The organism is Corynebacterium auris (assembly GCF_030408575.1).
Lineage (GTDB): Bacteria > Actinomycetota > Actinomycetes > Mycobacteriales > Mycobacteriaceae > Corynebacterium > Corynebacterium auris.
In genome coordinates, this window is record NZ_CP047047.1 from 1,809,238 (window position 1) to 1,826,775 (window position 17,538).

A 17,538-nucleotide genomic window follows, 5' to 3' on the forward strand; every position below is an offset into this window, starting at 1 on the left:
CGTGCTTAAACCTCCAGAACGAGAGCGATACCCTGGCCGCCGCCGATGCAGGCGGTGACGAGGCCGAGGCCGCCGCCGGCATCGCGCAGGGCGTGGATGAGTTTGGTGATGAGGATGACACCGGTCGCGCCAATCGGGTGGCCCAGCGCGATCGCGCCGCCGTGGATGTTCGTCTTCTCGTTGTCGAAGCCGAGCTCGTCGCTGACGGCAATGGCCTGGGCGGCGAAAGCCTCGTTGGACTCGATCAGCGAGATGTCCGCCAGAGTCAGCCCTGCCTTGTCCAGCGCGCGCGGCACCGCGACGGTCGGGCCGAGACCCATGTACTTCGGGTCGCAGCCGGCCACGCCCCAGGAGACGACCTTCGCCAGCGGCTCCTGCCCGTAGCGCTTCAGGCCGGACTCGTGCGTCATCACCAGGGCCGCGGAGGCGTCGTTAATGCCCGATGCGTTACCCGGCGTGACGGAGCCTTCCTTGCTAAACGACGGCCGCAGGCCCGCCAGCTTCTCCAAGCTCGTCTGCCGCGGGTGCTCGTCCGTGGTGAAGTCCCCCACCGGCACGATCTGGCTGGCGAACTTCCCGCCCGCGATGGCTGCGGCTGCGCGTTCCTGCGACTGCAGCGCGAACTCGTCCTGGCGCTCGCGGGAGATGTTGTACTTCGCCGCGACGTTTTCGGCGGTGATCCCCATGATTCCGTGGCCCATCGGGTCGGTCAGCGCACCCGAGAGCCAGTCGACGAGCTTGCCGTCGCCCATCTTGCGGCCCTGGCGCATGCCCTCGACCGAATACGGCGCCTGGCTCATCACCTCGACGCCGCCGACGAGCGAGAGGTTCGCGTCACCGGTGATCAGCTGCTGGGCCGCGCTGACCGCGGCCTGGACCCCGGAGCCGCAGAGGCGGTTGACGCCGTAGGCGTGCGAGCCCTGCGGCAGCCCGGCCTCGAGCGCAACCGCGCGCGAGGTGTAGAGGTCACGCGGGCCGGTGGTAACCACATTGGCCCACACTGAGGAGTCGTACTCCTCGGCGGAGACGCCGGACTCATCGATCACGGCCCGGGCGATGTGCGCGCCGAGGTCGACCGTCGAGATCTTCGACAGCGACCCGCCGAAGGTGCCAATCGGCGTGCGCTTGGCCTGCGTGATGTAGATCTGTTCAGACATGTAACCCCTCTGTAAGTGGTATGGAACAACAAGTCCACCCGAGTATAACGCGGATCACATCACCAGTGGAACGTTTGGATCTTTTGCCTGAACTGGGCAAACGCTTCACTCCTGCTAAGCGTCTTGCCGCCGCTCCGGGGCACGTGCAGGTGGCGGCCTTCGGGAGATGCACGCTGGGGTCGATCACGGTCGACCGCAACGCACCACTCACCCCGGCGCGCTCACAACGTCGCGGCGCGATGCGCCTAACCCTCGTCAGCTCCGAGGTGCTGCGTGACCAGGTAGCCGTGGCGCATTCGCTGCAGCATCTCCGAGCGCAGCTTCACGATGAAAAACCACACGATGCCGAACACGACGCCCACCACGGTGACCGACCAGTGGACGAAGAACCCGAAGATCAGGGGTATCTGCAGAGCTAGATCCGCCCACAGCGCCCACGGGCGCTTCTGCACGAACGCCAGCGCGAGGTGAGCCAGCCCGATCGTGGTGATGTAGACCCAGTTGAAGGTGGTCCAGTACTCTCCCCCGTCGACCTTCAGCAGCACCAGGAGGATGAGCAGAACCGTGATGGCCTCCATGACCAGGGTGCCGGAGAGCACCCCGCTGAGCGCCGCCATTGGGTCTTTGACCGGTTTGTTGCCCATACCGAGGGGGCTTAAGGGTTGTTCGCGTTTCGTGCTCATGCGGGCTCCTTCCCAAACATCGCGCGGGCCTCGCCGGCCGTGACCACCGACCCGGTGATGACAATCCCGGAGCCCGACTGCACCCCCACCTCAGCGAGCGCTTCCTCCGCCAGTTCGACGGCCAGCTCGTAGGCGCCGGGCAGGTTCTCCACTACGTGGACGCGCTCGTCGCCGAACACCTCGCGGGCGAGCTCCGCCAGCTCGTAGGCGTCGCGGGCGCGCGGGGAGGAGTTTTGGGTAATCACTACCTCCGTGAGCGCGGGCTCGAGCGCGGTGAAGATACCGCGCGCGTCCTTGTCTCCCAGCACGCCGAGCACGCCGATGAGGCGCGTGAAGTCGAAGTCGTGGGTCAGGGCGCGGGCGAGCGCCCGCGCGCCGTGGGGGTTGTGGGTGGCGTCGATAAATGTCGTGGGCGTGGCGCGCACGCGCTCGAGGCGGCCGGGCGAGGTGGTGGCGGCGAAGCCGCGGCGCACAGCGTCGGCGTCAAGCTGGCGCTCACGGCCCGCCCCGGAAAACGCCTCCACCGCCGCCAGCGCAACGGCGGCGTTGTGGGCCTGGTGAGGCCCGGACAGCGGCAGGAAAATATCGCTGTACTCCCCCGACAGCCCGCGCAGTGTGAGGGTCTGCCCGCCGACGGCCACCCCGGCCGCTTCGACGCCGAACTCCATACCCGACCGGGCCACCGCGCAACCGACCTCGACGCTGCGTTCCAGGATGACGTTCATCGCCTCCGGGTCCTGCTCGCCGACGATGGCCACGGCGTCCGCGCTGCGGATTATGCCGGCTTTCTCGCCCGCGATCTCCGCGAGCGTGTCGCCCAGGTACTCCGTGTGGTCGAGGCCGACGGGCGTAATCACGTCCACGTCGGCGTCGACCACGTTGGTGGCGTCCCAGCGCCCGCCCATTCCGACTTCAACGACTGCGACGTCGATAGGCGCATCGGCGAAGGCCGCGAACGCCATGCAGGTGATGTACTCGAAGAAGCTGAGCTTCTGCCCGCAGCGCTCGTCGACCATCTCCACGGCGGGCTTGATCTCCTCGTAGATACGCACGAAGTCGGACGGGTGCAGCGGGGTACCGTCGACGGCGATGCGCTCGGTGATGGATTGCAGGTGGGGGCTGGTCGTGCGGCCCACGCGGTGGCCGAGCTCGCGCAGCAGCGACTCCGCCATCCGCACCGTGGAGGTCTTCCCGTTGGTGCCGGCCACGTGGATGACTTTGTAGGCCTTTTGCGGCTCGCCGAGGATATCCATGACCATCGCGACGCGCTCGAGCGTCGGGTCGATCTCCGTTTCGGGCCAGCGCTCGGCGAGCTCAGCTTCGACCCGCGCAAGGGCCGCGCGGTCAGCCTCGCTGACCGGCCGCTTTAGGGCGGTGTCCTCTTCTTCCGTACCGAGGTTGAGCCGCAGACCGGTGTCCTCGAGCGAGATGTCGTACGTGTCCTTTTCGTTGTCCATCTACGCCTCCGGCAGCACGGCGAGGCGGGCGGTGACGCGCTCGATCTCCTCCTGCGCCACGGCGCGCCGCGTGCGGATCTTCTCCACGACGTCCTCCGGCGCCTTGGCCAGGAAGGATTCGTTGGCGAGCTTCTTTCCTGTCGTCTCCAGTTCCTTGTGCGCCGCGGCGAGCTCCTTGTCCAGGCGCTTGCGCTCCGCGGCGACGTCGACGGTGCCCGAGGTGTCCAGCGCCACGTCGACCGTCGCCTCGCTCAGGCGGACTTCAATGCTTGCCGACGCCGCGAAGTCCGCCCCGGGCTCCTCGACCCGCGCGATCGAGCGGATGAGCTTCTCCTGCTCCGCGAGGCCCGCCGCCGCGAAGTCGAGCCGGGCGGGAACCTTCTGGCTGGGCTTGACGCCCTGGTCGGAGCGGAAGCGGCGCAGCTCGGTGATGAGCCGGATGGAGTCCTCGATGCGGCGTCGCGCGTCGCGGTCCACCGCAGCGTCGCCGTTGGTGTCTTCGGCGCCCGGCCACGGCGCGAGCGTCACCGTTTGCTGTTCCGTGAGCGCGGTCCACAGCACCTCGGTGACGAAGGGCATCGTCGGGTGCAAAAGGCGCAGCACCACGTCGAGGACGCGCCCGAGCACGAGCTGCGTCGCCTCGGCGCCCTCGCCGGGGATCTGGGTCTTGGCGATCTCAAGGTACCAGTCGCACAGCTCGTCCCAGGCGAAGTGGTAGAGCTCCTCGTTGGCCTTGGCAAACTGGTAGTCGTCGAGCAGCGCGTCCACCTCGGCGCGGACCTCCTCCAGGCGGTCGAGGATCCAGCGGTCGGCGTCAGTCAGCGTCTCGCGGACGGGCAGCTCGCCGACGCGGGCGCCGTTGAGCAGGGCGAACTTCGTGGCGTTGTAGAGCTTGGTGGCGAAGTTGCGCGCGGACTGCGCGTGGTCCTCGCCGATCGGCAGGTCCACGCCCGGGTTGGCGCCGCGGGCGAGCGCGAAACGCAGCGCGTCGGCGCCGAAGCGGCCCACCCAGTCCATCGGGTCGATGCCGTTGCCCAGCGACTTCGACATCTTCCGGCCCTTCTCGTCGCGGACCAGGCCGTGCAGGTACAGGTCCGTGAACGGCACCTGGGGGCGACCCTCTGTTCCCTGGCCCAGCACCTCGGGGGTTTGGGTGCCGGCGAAGGTTCCGAACATCATCATGCGCGCGACCCAGAAGAACAGGATGTCGTAGGCGGTGACCAGGACCGAGGTGGGGTAGAACTTCTCCAGCTCGGGCGTGCGCTCCGGCCAGCCCATCGTGGAAAAGGGCCACAGCGCGGAGGAGAACCAGGTGTCCAGCACGTCGGGGTCCTGGGTGTAGCCGGCCGGCGGGGTTTCGTCGGGGCCGACGCAGACGACCTCGCCGTCGGGGCCGTACCAGATCGGGATGCGGTGGCCCCACCACAGCTGGCGCGAGATGGTCCAGTCGTGCATGTTGTCCACCCAGTCGAAGTAGCGCTTCTCCATCGACTGCGGGTGGATCACCGTGTCGCCCCTGCGCACGGCCTCCGCGGACATGCGGGCGAGCTCGTCGACCTTGACAAACCACTGCAGCGACAGGCGCGGTTCAATCGGTTCGCCGGAGCGCTCGGAGTGGCCCACCGAGTGGACGTAGGGGCGCACCTCCTTGACAATGCGCCCCTGCTTCGCCAGCGCCTCGCGCACCGCGACGCGCGCGTCCTCGCGGCTCATGCCGTCGAAGCGGGTGCCGGTGTCGGCGATGCGCCCCTTCTCGTCCATGATGATGGGCATATCCAGGTCGTGGCGCAGGCCCATCTCGTAGTCGTTCGGGTCGTGCGCCGGGGTGATCTTCACCGCGCCGGTGCCCAGCTCCATGTCCACGTAGTCGTCGGCGATGACCGTGAGCGTCAGGTCCTCGCGCAGCGGGTGCTCGAAGGTCTGTCCCACCAGGTGGGCGTAGCGCTCGTCGTCGGGGTGGACGGCGATGGCGACGTCGCCAAGCATTGTCTCAACTCGGGTGGTGGCCACGACGAGGTGCGGCTCATCGTCGTTGAGCGAGCCGTAGCGGATGGAAACGAACTCGCCCTCGACGTCCTTATACACGACCTCGATGTCGGACACCGCCGTCTCGAGCACCGGCGACCAGTTGACCAGCCGGTAGTCCCGGTAGATCAGCCCGGCGTCGAAAAGCTGCTTGAAAATCGTCTGCACCGCGCGCGACAGCCCCTCGTCGAGCGTGAAGCGCTCGCGCGACCAGTCGACGGAATCTCCGATGGCGCGCATCTGGCCGGTGATGGTGCCCCCGTAGTTTTCCTTCCACTCCCAGACGCGGTCGATGAACTCCTCACGGCCGTAGTCGTAGCGGTCCTTGCCCTCCTCGGCCTTCAGCTTCGCCTCCACCTTGGTCTGGGTGGCGATGCCCGCGTGGTCCATCCCCGGCAGCCACAACACCTCGTAACCCTGCATCCGCTTGCGGCGCGCCAGGGAGTCCATGAGGGTGTGGTCGAGCGCGTGGCCCATGTGCAGCTGGCCCGTCACGTTCGGGGGCGGCAGAACGATCGAGTACGCCGGTTTCGCGCTGGCGGGATCGGCCGTGAAGTACCCCGCGTCCACCCAGCGCTGGTAAAGCTCAGCCTCCACGGCCTGCGGCTCCCAGGACTTCGGCAGCGCATCTGCCCGGTTTGTACCTGTCACATTCTTCCCCTCGGTCTGGTCAGTCACTCGCCTCATCATAGCGCCGGGGTCGGACACTCCCCGCCCCGGGCAGCCCGCGAGCGCGCGATACCGGAGCGGAAACCGCAGTTCAGACTGCCGGGGTCACGAGTCGAAGAGCCGGTCCGCGATGGCGGCTTCCTGCCGCAGGGCCTCGACGTTCGCGGCGATCCGGGCGCGCTGGAACTCGTTGAGGTCCAGCCCGGGCACGATGGACGCGCTGCCGTTGACGCCGGTGGTGGGGAAGCCGAAGACGAGCCCCTCGTCCACGCCGTAGTCCCCGGTGGAGGGCTGGGCCACGGTGACCCAGCGGCCGTTGGTGCCATGGACCCAGTCGCGCATGTGATCAACCGCGGCAGAGGCCGCGGAGGCCGCGGACGACTGCCCTCTCACCTCGATGATCTCCCCGCCACGCTGCGCCACGCGGGGGATGAGCTCGTTTTCGTACCAAGCCCGGTCGATGTCCCCGCTGACGGACTTACCGCCGACGTTGAGGAACTCGATGTCGGGGAACTGCGTGTCGGAGTGGTTGCCCCACACGACGAGCCCCTCGATCTGCGTGGCGGGCACAGCGAGCTTCGCCGCCAGCATAGACAGCGCCCGGTTGTGATCCAGGCGCATCAGCGCGTTGAAGGAGGAAGGGGGGATGTCCGGGGCCGCCTTCGCGGCGATGTAGGCGTTGGTGTTGGCGGGGTTGCCCACGACGAGCACGCGCACACCCTCGGCGGCGCCCTCGTTCAGCGCGCGCCCCTGGCCAATGAAGATGCGCCCGTTTGCCTCGAGCATGTCGGCGCGCGACTGCCCCTGGGTACGCGGCCGCGAACCGACGAGGAAAGCCGCGTCGACGCCGTTAAAGGCGCGGGCCTGGTCGTCTGTGACGGTAACGGACGCCAGAAGCGGGAAGGCAGAATCCGCGAGCTCCATGGCCACGCCCTCCGCGGCGCGGACGCGCTCCGGGGTCTCCAGGAGCCGCAGGTCGATGGCGCGTTCCGGGCCGAAGACGTCGCCCGCGGCGAGGCGCCAGAGGAGGGAGTAGGCGATGTTTCCGGCGGCACCGCTGACCGCCACCTTCACGGCAGCCGTCGATTCGGCGTTCAGGCTTTCCATGAGTTTTCCTCCGTTCTGTGGGGCGTTTCTATCTCGCTTTTCTATCGGAGTATAGAGTCTCAGGCGATTTGAACGAGTGAATAAGGTCACATCTCACCCCCGAATGTGCCTATGCCACCCCCGATACGCGGCCCCAGTGGCGTTCCGGGGGCACGGCCCAGACATCGAAACACCCTCACATGGGGGCGGCGGCACGTTTTGCGCCGTCGCGGCCGCCGGTTTCGTGCACCATTGGTGGGGTGCCGCGCCGCCCCGGCGTGTGTCCCTGCCGCACTGTTACGTAAGGAGCCCAGTTGGCCGACACTCCCCCCGGTGAGACCCCCGCGGATCTCTCCGCCGTCACCGCCGCCCTGGAGGTCTTCGCGCGCGACGGCTTCTGCGCCGCGAAGCTCACCGACCTCGCGGACGCCACGGGGATGTCCAAGCGCATGCTCCACTACCACTTCGGCGACAAGCGCGGCCTCTACGAGGCGGCCTTCCTCCACGCGATCCACCTGCTCGTTCCGCCGCAGGAGGTGCTGGCCCGCTCGTACACCATCCCCGCCGAGGGGATGCGCCGCTTCGTCGACGCCCTGTTCCACAGTTTCCAGCGCCACCCCGCCGCCGCGCGCCTCGTGCTACGCGAAAACCTCGAACCTGTCCTCGACGAGGGGGACGACCAGAAGCTGCGGGAGCTTTCCGACGTCCTCCTCCACGTCGAACGCATCCTCCTGCTGGGCCAGGACTCGGGCGCGTTTCGCCCGGGCGTCTCCGCTGACGACATCATCGTGTTGGTGTGCTCGCTGTGCATGTTCCGCGAGAGCAACGCCGCCACCATGCGCGGCCTCCTCGGCCTCGACCTGTCCACCCAGCGCAACGCGGAGGGGCTGCGGCGCATGGCCATCGACACGGTTCTGGCCTTCCTCACCTCCAACCTGCCGAGCTCCGGCTACGGCAGCTACGTTGAGCCGACCGCGGCCCCCGACGCGACAGAAAACCCCGCCGAGGAGGTCTACGACCTCGGCGGGGATATCTACTAGCCGCACGCGCTAGGCCGACTTCGGCTCCTTCTTCACCACGTACTCCGGCTCGGCCTCGCCGCGCGCGACGTCCTCGGTGATGATGACCTCGGCAACGTCCTCGCGGTCGGGCAGGTCGTACATGATGGGCACGAGCAGCTCCTCCATGATCGCGCGCAGACCGCGCGCGCCGGTCTTGCGCTCGGCGGCCTTGTCGGCGATGAACCCCAGGGCGCCGTCGCTCATCGTCAGCTGCGCGCCGTCCATGGCGAACAGCCGCGTGTACTGCTTCAGCAGCGAGTTCTTCGGCTCCTTGAGCACCCGGACGAGGGCCTCGCGGTCAAGGTCCTCGACGGTGGCGATGATGGGTAGGCGACCGATGAACTCGGGGATGAGGCCGAACTTGACCAGATCGCCCGGCTGCACCTCTGCGAGCAGCTTCGCCTCGTCGCGCTTGGCCTTGGAGTCAATCTCCGCGCCGAAGCCGATGCCCTTTTTGCCCACACGCTCGGCCACGACCTTGTCCAGCCCGGCGAAGGCGCCGGCAACGATGAAGAGGATGTTCGTGGTGTCCAGCTGGATGAACTCCTGGTTCGGGTGCTTACGCCCGCCCTGCGGGGGCACCGAGGCGACGGTGCCCTCCACGATCTTCAAAAGCGCCTGCTGGACGCCCTCGCCTGAGACGTCGCGCGTGATGGAGGGGTTCTCCGACTTGCGGGAGATCTTGTCCACCTCGTCGACGTAGATAATGCCGTGTTGGGCCCGATTGACGTCGAAGTCCGCCGCCTGGAGCAGCTTGAGCAGAATGTTCTCCACGTCCTCGCCGACGTATCCGGCCTCGGTGAGGCTGGTGGCGTCGGCAATGGCGAAGGGCACGTTGAGCATGCGCGCCAGAGTCTGGGCGAGGTAGGTCTTGCCGGAGCCGGTCGGCCCGAGCAAAAGGATGTTGGATTTGGCGATCTCCACCTCCTCCTCGCGCTTGCGGCCCGCCCCCGCGTAGGCTTCCGCCCTGATGCGCTTGTAGTGGTTGTACACCGCTACGGCCAGGGTCCGCTTCGCCGCGTCTTGGCCGATGACGTACTGGTCGAGGAAGGCGGTGATCTCCGAGGGCCGCGGCAGGCGGTCCTCGGGGTTCGCGTTCGTCCCCTCGGCCCCGGCGAGCTCCTCCTCGATGATTTCGTTGCACAGCTCAATGCACTCGTCGCAAATGTACACACCGCCTCCGGCGATGAGCTTGCGCACCTGCTTCTGGCTCTTCCCGCAGAACGAGCACTTGAGCAGGTCGGAGGTGTCTTGAGTGACTGCCATGTAAGTGTTGTACTCCAGCTTCTACGTTCTCGGCATTTCTGTGGGGATTCTAGCGGCAGCGCCCGACAGGTGCCTTCGCCACAATGGGACCCACGGGCGTGATGTCTCAGAATACTTCATCGCGGCCCCGACCCCGAATACCGAATATCTACCACACCGACACGCTAAGGAGCTCCGGACAATGACGACACAGAACCCGACGATCCTGCACGCCTCCGAGGCCGGCGACCCGGGCGCGCCGAGCACGGTGGTGCTGCTCAGCTCGATCGGCACCACCCATGCAACCTGGGCGAAGCAGATCCCCGAGCTCGCCGCGCAGCACCGCGTCATCGCCCTCGACCACCTCGGCCACGGCGGCTCCCCGCGCTCGGATGCCGCGCCCGGGGAGACGACCGTCGCGGACCTAGCCGCGAACGTGCTCGCCACCCTCGACACCCTGGGTGTGGATCGCTTCGCGGTGGTCGGGCTCTCCCTCGGCGGCGCGCTGGCCCAGTACCTCGCCGCGACCTCCCCGCGCGTCGAGCGCGCGGTCATCTGCGCCACCGCCCCCTTCCTCGGCGGGGAGGAGCGCTGGCGCGAGCGCACCGCCATTGCGAGGGAGCGGGGCATGGGGGCGCTTGCCGACGGCATGGTGGCCAACTGGTTCACCGACTCCTTCCGCGCTGACCACCCCGGGGAGGTCGACCAAGTCCGCGGCATGATCCTGGGCATCGACCCCGAGGGGTTCGCCCAGAACGGCGACGCCCTCGCCGGCTGGGACTTCGCCCCCCGTCTCGGAGAGATCACCTGCCCCGTGCTCACCATCGCCGGGGCCGACGACCCCTCCACCGGCCCGGAGAAGCTTGACGAGATCGCGCGCGGGGTGGCCGGGAGCGTGGGGTCGGTCGTCGTGACGCCTGGCTCGCACCAGGTGGCCCTGGAGAACCCCGCCGACGTCAACGCCGCGCTTCTGCCGTTCCTGGCCCGCTGACGGCGGACAGCTTGCACACTCCCCTAGCGTGCTTGCGGGCCTGAGCGCCCGCGAAATGAGAGCGCGGCGAGCCGGGCCGCGCCCCCAAGAAAGGATCTTCCGTGCGCCCATCCGCCGCCCTCGCCGCCGTCGCCGTGCTCTGCCTCGCCCTCGCGGGCTGCTCCACCGGTTCCGGGGACGACGCCGCGATCGCCGAGCCGGTCGTTTCCTTCCCCACCTCCGCCGCCGCGGCCGCACCCGCCCAGGAGCCGAAGGAGGCGGCTCAGGCGCCGGGCACCAACTGGGTGAGCATCACCCCCGCCGGGAAACCGAGTCTGGCGAGGTCTGCTTCAACGAGGCGGACCTCCGGGGCGCCCCCGAAGCGGTGCGCAATGACCTGGACCTCTGCCCCTCCGAGCCAGCCGAGAGCTAAGCGCCCGCCCACGTCTCCCAGCGCGCATTGCCCTCCCTGAACGCCAGGGGAACCGCCCGCAGAATCTCCTCCGCGGTGGTGGGGGCGCCGTCGGCCGCGATACCCACGGCCAGGGCGTAGAGGCCGACAGCCTCGTCCGGGGCGTAGCCCGGGGAGGGGTCCTCCGGCACCACGCGTGGGCGGTCGGCGAGGAACCTCTCCATGGAGACCTCCATCTGGGCCAGAGAGGCGGCGATGAGCCCGATGAGGACGTCCCGGCCGCCCGGGGTGTCGACCCACGGCACCCCGGCGTCGTGAACCGTCCAGATCCCCGCCGGTTCCTCTCCGCTCTGTTTCCGCAGCGGCTGGACCACCAGCGCCCTCTCCCCCGGCACCACGATCACGGCCTTCTCGTCCCTCGCACGGCGCAGGGCCTCCTCCCGGGTCAGGCCGTCCACGAGCAGAACCCGCCCGAAGGACCCCACGATCTCGTCGCCGCTGACCCGAACGCGGGCATCGCCGAAAGGCTCGACCCCGGGGTGGTCGACGCCCGCGCGTACCGCCCCGGCGCCGGCGCGCAGGGCGGCCTCCGCGCGGAGCCGGGCCGCCGCCCCGACGCCGTCGATGCGCACCGAAGCCTCCGGCTCGACGGTGCGCGGCCCGTGCACCGCCGCGAGCGGCCGGCGCAGGGGGTTCGCACCCGCGTTGTAGCGGGCGTACTGGCCCAACAGGTCCGGGGAGAGACTGCCCTCTCCCCGGACCACGATGACCTGGCCGCAGGCGGGGTGCAGCGCGTGGGCCGCGTTCAGCCCGTGCGGGGCAACGGTGACGTCGGCACGGACAAAGGCGGGTTTGCGCACGTGGGCGTAATCACCGTGGGCGGGGTGGCTGCCCCTTTCCCGCACCACGCGGAATCCCGCATCGATGTGGCTGTCGGCGGCGATCCCAGCCGGGGTGCCCACCGACACAACCGTGGAGCGGGCGCGGGAGCGGTCCAGGTAGTCGATCAGGGCGTCGGGCAGCTCAGTGGCGCCGAGGGCCTCGACGATGATGGCGTGGTGGGGGTCGGCGGGGACGTCGTCAAGCGTGCGGGCGCCGTCGCCGAGGATGTCGACCTCCCGGCCGCCCCCGGCCAGCTCCTCTGCGGCCCGGAGCACAGCCGCGCGGTAGGGCGAGTCCCCCACCGCGACGAGGGCGGCGCCGGTGTTGTCCGCCACCTCCTCCACCACAGAGACGATCTCCTCCGTGAGACGAGGCGGCACGCCAGCGTTGAGGATAGTTTGGGAGCTGGAAACGAGCAGCATGGGTGCTAGCGTACCCGCGCGCGGCCCGCCGTCGAGGCGGCGATGACCGTGGTGGCGGGCACCGCGAGCGCCAGGCCCATCGCGCCGACGGCGGAGCGCAGCAGCTCCGTGGCCACCACGTCGGAGGTCAGGACCTGCCCCAGGGGCCGGTCCACTACGGCGAGCAGCAGCGTCATCGGCAGGGCCGCGCCGACGTAGGCCAGCACCAGCGTGTAGACCATCGAGGCGATGTGGTCGCGGCCCACGCGCATAGCGGAGGTGAACAACTGAAACGGGCGGGCCGCCGGGTTGGCCTCGGCCAGCTCGGCGACGGTTGAGGATTGCGCCACGGTGGCGTCGTTCAACGCGCCGAGCGTGCCGATGATGAAGCCGGCGAGCATGAGCCCGGCCACGCTCACGCCGGGCAGGTAGAGCTGGATGAGGAGGTTCGAGTCCTCGCCGAGCCCGCGCACCTGCGTCGTGCCGATCGCCGCGCGCGCCAAACCGGCCGCGGCGACAAGGGCCACGAGCGTCCCGCCGAGCGCGGAGGCCGCCTTCCAGTTCCAGCCGTGGACGAGGAACAGCACCGGGAAGAGGATCGCCGCGCCCGAGACGACCGCAAGAGTGACGGGCGGCCCACCCCGCAGCAGGGCCGGGACCAGGAAAAAGAAGAGCAGCAGCAGCGTGAATGCGAGGCCTACGAGGGCGCGCACGCCGCGCCAGCCGCCGATGACGATGACGGCGAGGGCCGCCAACGCCAGCCAGGCGGCCAGAGGAACGGTGCGCTCCATGTCGAGGAAGGAATAGTGGGCCGCTCCGTCGGCGTGGTCGCTGCGGGTCAGCAACACGCGCTGGCCCTCCTCGAGGTCGGGCTCGTCCGGCCTGCCTGTGGTCTGCAGCAGGGTGTTCAACGTAGCGTCGGGGCCTTCGAGGATGCGCACCACGGAGGTGGTGCACTCCTCGCCCGGCGGCATACCCGGGGCGGAGGTGTCATCGAAAACCCTGCCCGTTGCGGCGGCCTCGCAGCCCGTGTCAAAGACCGACTGCACCTCGCCCTCGAACGCCTCGGCCGCCACCGCCTGCGATTCCCGGAAGCCCGGCTCGGGCTCGGGCGCCTCGCCGCGCGGCCACAAAAGCACGAGGCCGAGGAGTGTGAGCACCAGAGCCGCCGCCAAGGCGCCCGCCAGTGCCTTGCGCGCTGCGCTGCTATTTCCTGCGGGCTCGGAGCGGCTGGCGTGGTGGCGGCCCATCGTACCTCCTCGTTGCTACGACCTTCTTTTGATAACAAATTGCAATAGTAGCCGAGGGGGTATGCACCGCTATGCGTTGAGCTTGCGGTAGTCGAAAACCTGGTCCACTAGGCCGTAGTCGACGGCCTCGGAGGCGGTGAGGATCTTGTCGCGGTCGGTGTCAATGCGGATTTGTTCCGCCGTGCGGCCGGTGTGGTGCGCCAGCGTCGTCTCCATGAGGCGGCGCATGCGCTCGATCTCGGCGGCCTGGATCTCCAGGTCGGAGACCTGCCCCTGGGTGCCCTGGGTGGCGGGCTGGTGGATGAGCACGCGCGAGTTCGGCAGCATCGCGCGCTTACCGGGCGCGCCGGCGGCCAGGATCACGGCGGCGGCGGAAGCGGCCTGGCCGAGGCAGACGGTCTGCACATCGGGGCGGACGTATTGCATCGTGTCGTAGATGGCCATCAGCGCGGTGAAGGAACCGCCCGGCGAGTTGATGTACATGGTGATGTCGCGGTCCGGATCCTGGGACTCCAGCACCAGCAGCTGCGCCATGACGTCGTTGGCCGAGGTGTCATCGACCTGCGTGCCGAGGAAGACGATGCGCTCCTCGAACAGCTTGCCGTACGGGTCGATCTGCTTCGTGCCGAAGGAGGTCTCCTCCAGAAACTGCGGCAGGACGTAGCGGGAGGTGGGCATGTTGGAAGACATGTGCAGGTATTCTCCTCTTCTCGTTTCTTACTGGTTCGAGATCGCGCCCTGCGCGCGCTCGATGACGTGGTCGACGATGCCGTATTCCTTGGCCTCCTGAGCGGTAAACCAGCGGTCTCGGTCGGAGTCCTTGGTGATCTGCTCGAAGGTCTGGCCGGTGTGCTCCGCGATGAGCTCCGCCATCTCGCGCTTGGTCTGCGCGAACTGCTCGGCCTGGATCGCGATGTCCGCCGCCGTGCCGCCGACGCCGGCGGAGGGCTGGTGCATCATGATGCGCGCGTGCGGCAGCGCGAAGCGCTTGCCCTTGGTGCCGCCCGAGAGCAGGAACTGCCCCATCGAGGCGGCCAGGCCCATGCCGTAGGTGGCGATGTCGCACGGCGAGTACTTCATCGTGTCGTAGATGGCCATGCCGGCGGTCACGGAACCACCGGGCGAGTTGATGTAAAGGGCGATGTCGCGCGTCGGATCCTCGGCGGACAGCAGGAGGATCTGGGCACACAGCTTGTTGGCGATCTCGTCGTCGACCTGCTGGCCCAGGAAGATAATCCGTTCGCGCAGAAGTCGCTCGTAGACGGAGTCACCGAGATTGAATCCGGCTTGCGGGGAAGTCATTGTGGGCTCCTTCAATGAATCGGTTTTCTGGTCAATGCCACTACCCTACTCGGCGCGGCGGACACGATGGCTCGTGTTCGCTAGCAGCGTACTTGCGCTTTGAGGCGCGCTTTTTGCGCTCGCTTATCGACGCCAAAAAGGCCCGCCCGGGGCGCACCCCGGGCGGGCCTGGCTGGGCGGGTTAGTTCTCGCCAGCCTCGCTGTCGGCCGCCTCGTTGTCGGCCGGCTCATTGTTGGATGTGGCCGCTTCCTCGTCCTCGTCGATCTCACCGAAGTACTCGTTCGGGTCGACTGTCGCTCCGTTGTCGTCCGTCACGGAGGTGCGGGAGATGGCGGCCGCAAGCGCCTTGCCGCGGCGCACGTCCGAGAAGAGGTTGGCGATCTGCCCGGACTGCTGCAGCTGCGCGACGAACTGGTTCGGGTCCATGCCGTAGGACTGCGCGGTGAACAGGATGTGGTCGGTCAGCTCCTGCTGGGAGACCTCCACTTCTTCCTGCTCGGCGAGGGCATCCAGGAACAGCTGGGTGCGCACGGACTCCTCGGCCTGTTCGCGGGACTCCTTGTCGAACTCCTCGCGGGTGGTGCCCTGCATCTCGAGGAACCGGGCGAGGGTGGCCTCGTCGTGGGCGAGCTGGCCCAGCAGCTGGTGGAGGCGGTTGTGCACCTGCTCCTCCACCACAGACTCCGGCAGGGCGAACTCGGTGGTGGCCAGCGCGGCCTTGAGCACCTCGTCGCGGATGTCCGCGGCCTGCTGCGCCTTCTTCGTCTCCTCGAGCTGCTCGCGGGAGGAGTCGCGCAGCTCGTCGATGGTGTCAAACTCGGAGGCCAGCTGCGCAAAGTCGTCGTCGAGCTCGGGCAGGACGCGCTCCTTGGTCTGCTGGACGTGCACCTTGACGGTTGCGTCCTTGTCCTTGTACTCCTCCTGGGCCAAGGTGGTGGTGAACTCGGCGTCCTCGCCGGCCTTCAGGCCGGTCAGCGCGTTGTCGAGGCCGGGGATGAGGTCGTCTGCGCCGACGGTGTAGGACAGCTCGCTGACAGAGGCCTCGTCGACGCGCTCACCGTCGACCTCGACCTCGGCGTCGATCACTGCGACGTCGTCGTTCTTGAGCTCGCGCTCGGTGGCCTGCAGCTCAACGAAGCGGGCGCGCAGGTCCTCCAGATCCGCGTCGACGTCCTCGTCGGTCACGGAGATCGCCGGGACGGTCACGGAGATCGCGCTAAAGTCAGGCACCTCGATCTCGGGACGCACATCGACCTCGGCGGTGAACTCGACGAAGTCCTTGTCCTCGATCTTGGTCACGTCGACCTCCGGCTGACCGATGGGGTTCAGCTCGTTTTCGAGAACGGCCTGCTCGTAGCGGGAGGGCAGCATGTCGTTGACCACCTGCTCAAGGATGGGGCCACGGCCGAATCGGGCGTCGATAAGCTGCCGCGGGGCCTTGCCGCGGCGGAAACCCGGGATGGTGACCTGCTGGGCGATGGCCGCGTACGCCTGGTCAATTTCGTTGCCAAGCTCGTCGAACGGAACGTTGACAGTAAGCTTCACGCGGGTTTCGCTGAGCTTATCGACGGAAGTCTTCACGGATTTCTCCTGTAGTCGTCGGGGTATATACGTCTTCTCTAGCAGCGGGCCAACTCTCGCTAGCGGCCCGCCCCTTGTCGGGGCGACAGGATTTGAACCTGCGACCCCCTGCTCCCAAAGCAGGTGCGCTACCAAGCTGCGCCACGCCCCGGATACCGGGTGGCAAGCCCTTGTGGCTTACCGCGAGACGATTGTACCGTGGTCAGTTTCCCTGCGATTTCACGGGGTGGCGTTGCCCGTCCGCTCCCCGAAATGACACACGGCCCCGGCGGCGGGGAGCCTGCTCGAAAACACGCGCAGATCCACGTCGGCGGGGCCGATGTTCATTGGAAGATCGTTGTGGAGGGAACGACGGGAATCGAACCCGCGTCTTCAGCTTGGAAGGCTGAGGTATTAGCCACTATACGACGTTCCCACGCGCCCGGGTCACCCCCAAGCGCTCATTCGAGCTTAGCGCACCGGCCGGGCTTGACCAAAACCTTTCTGCCTGCGGAACTATCCGCCGCCCCGGCACGTTGTGCCAATGAGAACGCTCTATAGAAAGGTGTGTAGTTTTTCGTGGCCACTCTCCTCTTACTCCTCGCCATAGCAGCCCTCATCTGGTTCCTCGTGAGCAACCGAGACACTTCCAGCCGCAAGCAGCTGGAGCAGCAGGACCTTGACGACGCGCTCGCGGAGGCCAAGCACTGGACCGACCGCCTGGGCTCCCAGGTGCTCTCCCTGAGCGGCAACGACACCGCCTCCTCCCAGGCGATGGCGGACGCCAGCGAGCGCTTCAACGCCGCCTCCTCCGCCCTGTCCGAGGCGCGCACCCCGCGCCAGGCCCAGCTGGCGCGCGAGGCCGCACTCGAAGGCCTGCATTACGTCAACGCCGCCCGCGAGCTCATGGACATGCCCGCCGGGCCCGCGCTTCCCGAGCTGGAGGGCCAGCGCCGCGCCGGCCGCGTCACGGAGGAGCGCACGGTGCGCCAGGAGGACGGCTCGACCGTCACCGCCTCCCCGCACGCCAGCGAGCAGACCCCGCACTACTACCCGGGCGGCACGGTCGCCGGCCGACCCGTCCCGGCCGGCTGGTACTCCACGGCGTGGTGGGCCCCGGCGATGATGACCGGCATGTGGGCCGCCAGCTCCATGATGTTCTACTCTGCCCTGTTCGCCGGCATGGCCGGCACCCCGTCCGCCGAGGAGTTCGCCGCCGGTGACATGGGCGGTGCCGAGTTCGACACCGCGGCGGACACCGGCGAGGTGGGCGACATGGGCGACGCCGGAGACATGGGCGATGGCGGCGGCCTGTTCGGCGACGGCTTCGACTTCGGCGGCTTCGACTTCTAGGCGTCGCGGCAGCGACCTCAGCGC

15 protein-coding genes and 2 tRNA genes are annotated in these 17,538 nt (G+C 68.3%); 4 read left to right on the forward strand and 13 right to left on the reverse strand.

What is annotated here, in order from left to right; genetic code table 11:
• Nucleotides 1-5 precede the first annotated feature (5 nt).
• From CAURIS_RS08615 to CAURIS_RS08635, 5 genes are all read right to left on the reverse strand, one after another.
• The gene (locus CAURIS_RS08615; protein WP_290341657.1) at nt 6-1,157 is read right to left on the reverse strand and encodes an acetyl-CoA C-acyltransferase; all 1,152 of its coding nucleotides are present in this window, start codon (nt 1,155-1,157) and stop codon (nt 6-8) included.
• A gap of 245 nt (nt 1,158-1,402) precedes the next feature.
• Entirely contained in the window at nt 1,403-1,840 is a 438-nt protein-coding gene (locus tag CAURIS_RS08620) for a DUF4233 domain-containing protein (RefSeq protein ID WP_290341658.1), read from the reverse strand.
• Nucleotides 1,837-3,297: a bifunctional tetrahydrofolate synthase/dihydrofolate synthase gene (gene folC / locus CAURIS_RS08625; protein ID WP_290341659.1), complete on the reverse strand. Its 1,461-nt coding sequence runs from the start codon at nt 3,295-3,297 to the stop codon at nt 1,837-1,839. The genes CAURIS_RS08620 and folC overlap by 4 nt, the downstream gene beginning before the upstream one ends.
• On the reverse strand, nt 3,298-6,009 hold the full coding sequence (locus tag CAURIS_RS08630) for a valine--tRNA ligase (protein ID WP_435384044.1): 2,712 nt from the start codon (nt 6,007-6,009) through the stop codon (nt 3,298-3,300).
• 87 nt (nt 6,010-6,096) lie between these two features.
• Nucleotides 6,097-7,098, reverse strand: coding sequence for a malate dehydrogenase (locus CAURIS_RS08635; protein ID WP_290341661.1), 1,002 nt, complete (start codon nt 7,096-7,098; stop codon nt 6,097-6,099).
• A gap of 293 nt (nt 7,099-7,391) precedes the next feature.
• Here CAURIS_RS08635 and CAURIS_RS08640 point away from each other — a divergent pair, with 293 nt between their 5' ends.
• Nucleotides 7,392-8,117: a TetR/AcrR family transcriptional regulator gene (locus CAURIS_RS08640; protein WP_290341662.1), complete on the forward strand. Its 726-nt coding sequence runs from the start codon at nt 7,392-7,394 to the stop codon at nt 8,115-8,117.
• Nucleotides 8,118-8,126: 9 nt separating this feature from the next.
• Here CAURIS_RS08640 and clpX read toward each other — a convergent pair whose 3' ends face one another.
• Entirely contained in the window at nt 8,127-9,404 is a 1,278-nt protein-coding gene (clpX, locus tag CAURIS_RS08645; RefSeq protein ID WP_290341663.1) for an ATP-dependent Clp protease ATP-binding subunit ClpX, read from the reverse strand.
• Between the two features lie 181 nt (nt 9,405-9,585).
• Here clpX and CAURIS_RS08650 point away from each other — a divergent pair, with 181 nt between their 5' ends.
• Nucleotides 9,586-10,374, forward strand: a complete 789-nt coding sequence (locus CAURIS_RS08650) for an alpha/beta fold hydrolase (protein ID WP_290341664.1) — start codon at nt 9,586-9,588, stop codon at nt 10,372-10,374.
• Nucleotides 10,375-10,475: 101 nt separating this feature from the next.
• Nucleotides 10,476-10,826, forward strand: coding sequence for a hypothetical protein (locus tag CAURIS_RS08655; RefSeq protein WP_290341665.1), 351 nt, complete (start codon nt 10,476-10,478; stop codon nt 10,824-10,826).
• Here CAURIS_RS08655 and CAURIS_RS08660 read toward each other — a convergent pair.
• The 7 genes from CAURIS_RS08660 to CAURIS_RS08690 form a co-directional block, all read right to left on the reverse strand.
• Nucleotides 10,783-12,069 carry a hypothetical protein gene (locus CAURIS_RS08660; RefSeq protein WP_290341666.1) on the reverse strand — a complete coding sequence of 429 codons (1,287 nt, stop codon included), beginning with the start codon at nt 12,067-12,069 and terminating at the stop codon, nt 10,783-10,785. The genes CAURIS_RS08655 and CAURIS_RS08660 overlap by 44 nt on opposite strands.
• Before the next feature lie 5 nt (nt 12,070-12,074).
• Nucleotides 12,075-13,298 carry a YibE/F family protein gene (locus CAURIS_RS08665; RefSeq protein ID WP_290341667.1) on the reverse strand — a complete coding sequence of 408 codons (1,224 nt, stop codon included), beginning with the start codon at nt 13,296-13,298 and terminating at the stop codon, nt 12,075-12,077.
• 69 nt (nt 13,299-13,367) lie between these two features.
• Complete coding sequence (locus CAURIS_RS08670; protein WP_290341668.1) at nt 13,368-13,988, reverse strand: ATP-dependent Clp protease proteolytic subunit; 621 nt, start codon at nt 13,986-13,988, stop codon at nt 13,368-13,370.
• A 27-nt stretch (nt 13,989-14,015) separates the two neighbouring features.
• Nucleotides 14,016-14,600: an ATP-dependent Clp protease proteolytic subunit gene (locus CAURIS_RS08675; protein ID WP_290341669.1), complete on the reverse strand. Its 585-nt coding sequence runs from the start codon at nt 14,598-14,600 to the stop codon at nt 14,016-14,018.
• A 181-nt stretch (nt 14,601-14,781) separates the two neighbouring features.
• Nucleotides 14,782-16,182, reverse strand: a complete 1,401-nt coding sequence (gene tig / locus CAURIS_RS08680; protein WP_290341670.1) for a trigger factor — start codon at nt 16,180-16,182, stop codon at nt 14,782-14,784.
• Between the two features lie 77 nt (nt 16,183-16,259).
• Nucleotides 16,260-16,333, reverse strand: a tRNA-Pro gene (locus tag CAURIS_RS08685).
• A 189-nt stretch (nt 16,334-16,522) separates the two neighbouring features.
• Nucleotides 16,523-16,597, reverse strand: a tRNA-Gly gene (locus CAURIS_RS08690).
• A 143-nt stretch (nt 16,598-16,740) separates the two neighbouring features.
• On the opposite strand from CAURIS_RS08690, the gene CAURIS_RS08695 reads away from it, so the two are divergent.
• Nucleotides 16,741-17,514 carry a DUF1542 domain-containing protein gene (locus CAURIS_RS08695; RefSeq protein ID WP_290341671.1) on the forward strand — a complete coding sequence of 258 codons (774 nt, stop codon included), beginning with the start codon at nt 16,741-16,743 and terminating at the stop codon, nt 17,512-17,514.
• Nucleotides 17,515-17,538: the final 24 nt, after the last annotated feature.

Bases quoted from the DNA above. Each gene is read 5' to 3' on its own strand.
- CAURIS_RS08615 (WP_290341657.1), bottom strand. From the start codon at position 1,157: ATGTCTGAACAGATCTACATCACGCAGGCCAAGCGCACGCCGATTGGC.
- CAURIS_RS08620 (WP_290341658.1), bottom strand. From the start codon at position 1,840: ATGAGCACGAAACGCGAACAACCCTTAAGCCCCCTCGGTATGGGCAAC.
- folC (WP_290341659.1), bottom strand. From the start codon at position 3,297: ATGGACAACGAAAAGGACACGTACGACATCTCGCTCGAGGACACCGGT.
- CAURIS_RS08630 (WP_435384044.1), bottom strand. From the start codon at position 6,009: ATGAGGCGAGTGACTGACCAGACCGAGGGGAAGAATGTGACAGGTACA.
- CAURIS_RS08635 (WP_290341661.1), bottom strand. From the start codon at position 7,098: ATGGAAAGCCTGAACGCCGAATCGACGGCTGCCGTGAAGGTGGCGGTC.
- clpX (WP_290341663.1), bottom strand. From the start codon at position 9,404: ATGGCAGTCACTCAAGACACCTCCGACCTGCTCAAGTGCTCGTTCTGC.
- CAURIS_RS08650 (WP_290341664.1), top strand. From the start codon at position 9,586: ATGACGACACAGAACCCGACGATCCTGCACGCCTCCGAGGCCGGCGAC.
- CAURIS_RS08660 (WP_290341666.1), bottom strand. From the start codon at position 12,069: ATGCTGCTCGTTTCCAGCTCCCAAACTATCCTCAACGCTGGCGTGCCG.
- CAURIS_RS08665 (WP_290341667.1), bottom strand. From the start codon at position 13,298: ATGGGCCGCCACCACGCCAGCCGCTCCGAGCCCGCAGGAAATAGCAGC.
- CAURIS_RS08670 (WP_290341668.1), bottom strand. From the start codon at position 13,988: ATGTCTTCCAACATGCCCACCTCCCGCTACGTCCTGCCGCAGTTTCTG.
- CAURIS_RS08675 (WP_290341669.1), bottom strand. From the start codon at position 14,600: ATGACTTCCCCGCAAGCCGGATTCAATCTCGGTGACTCCGTCTACGAG.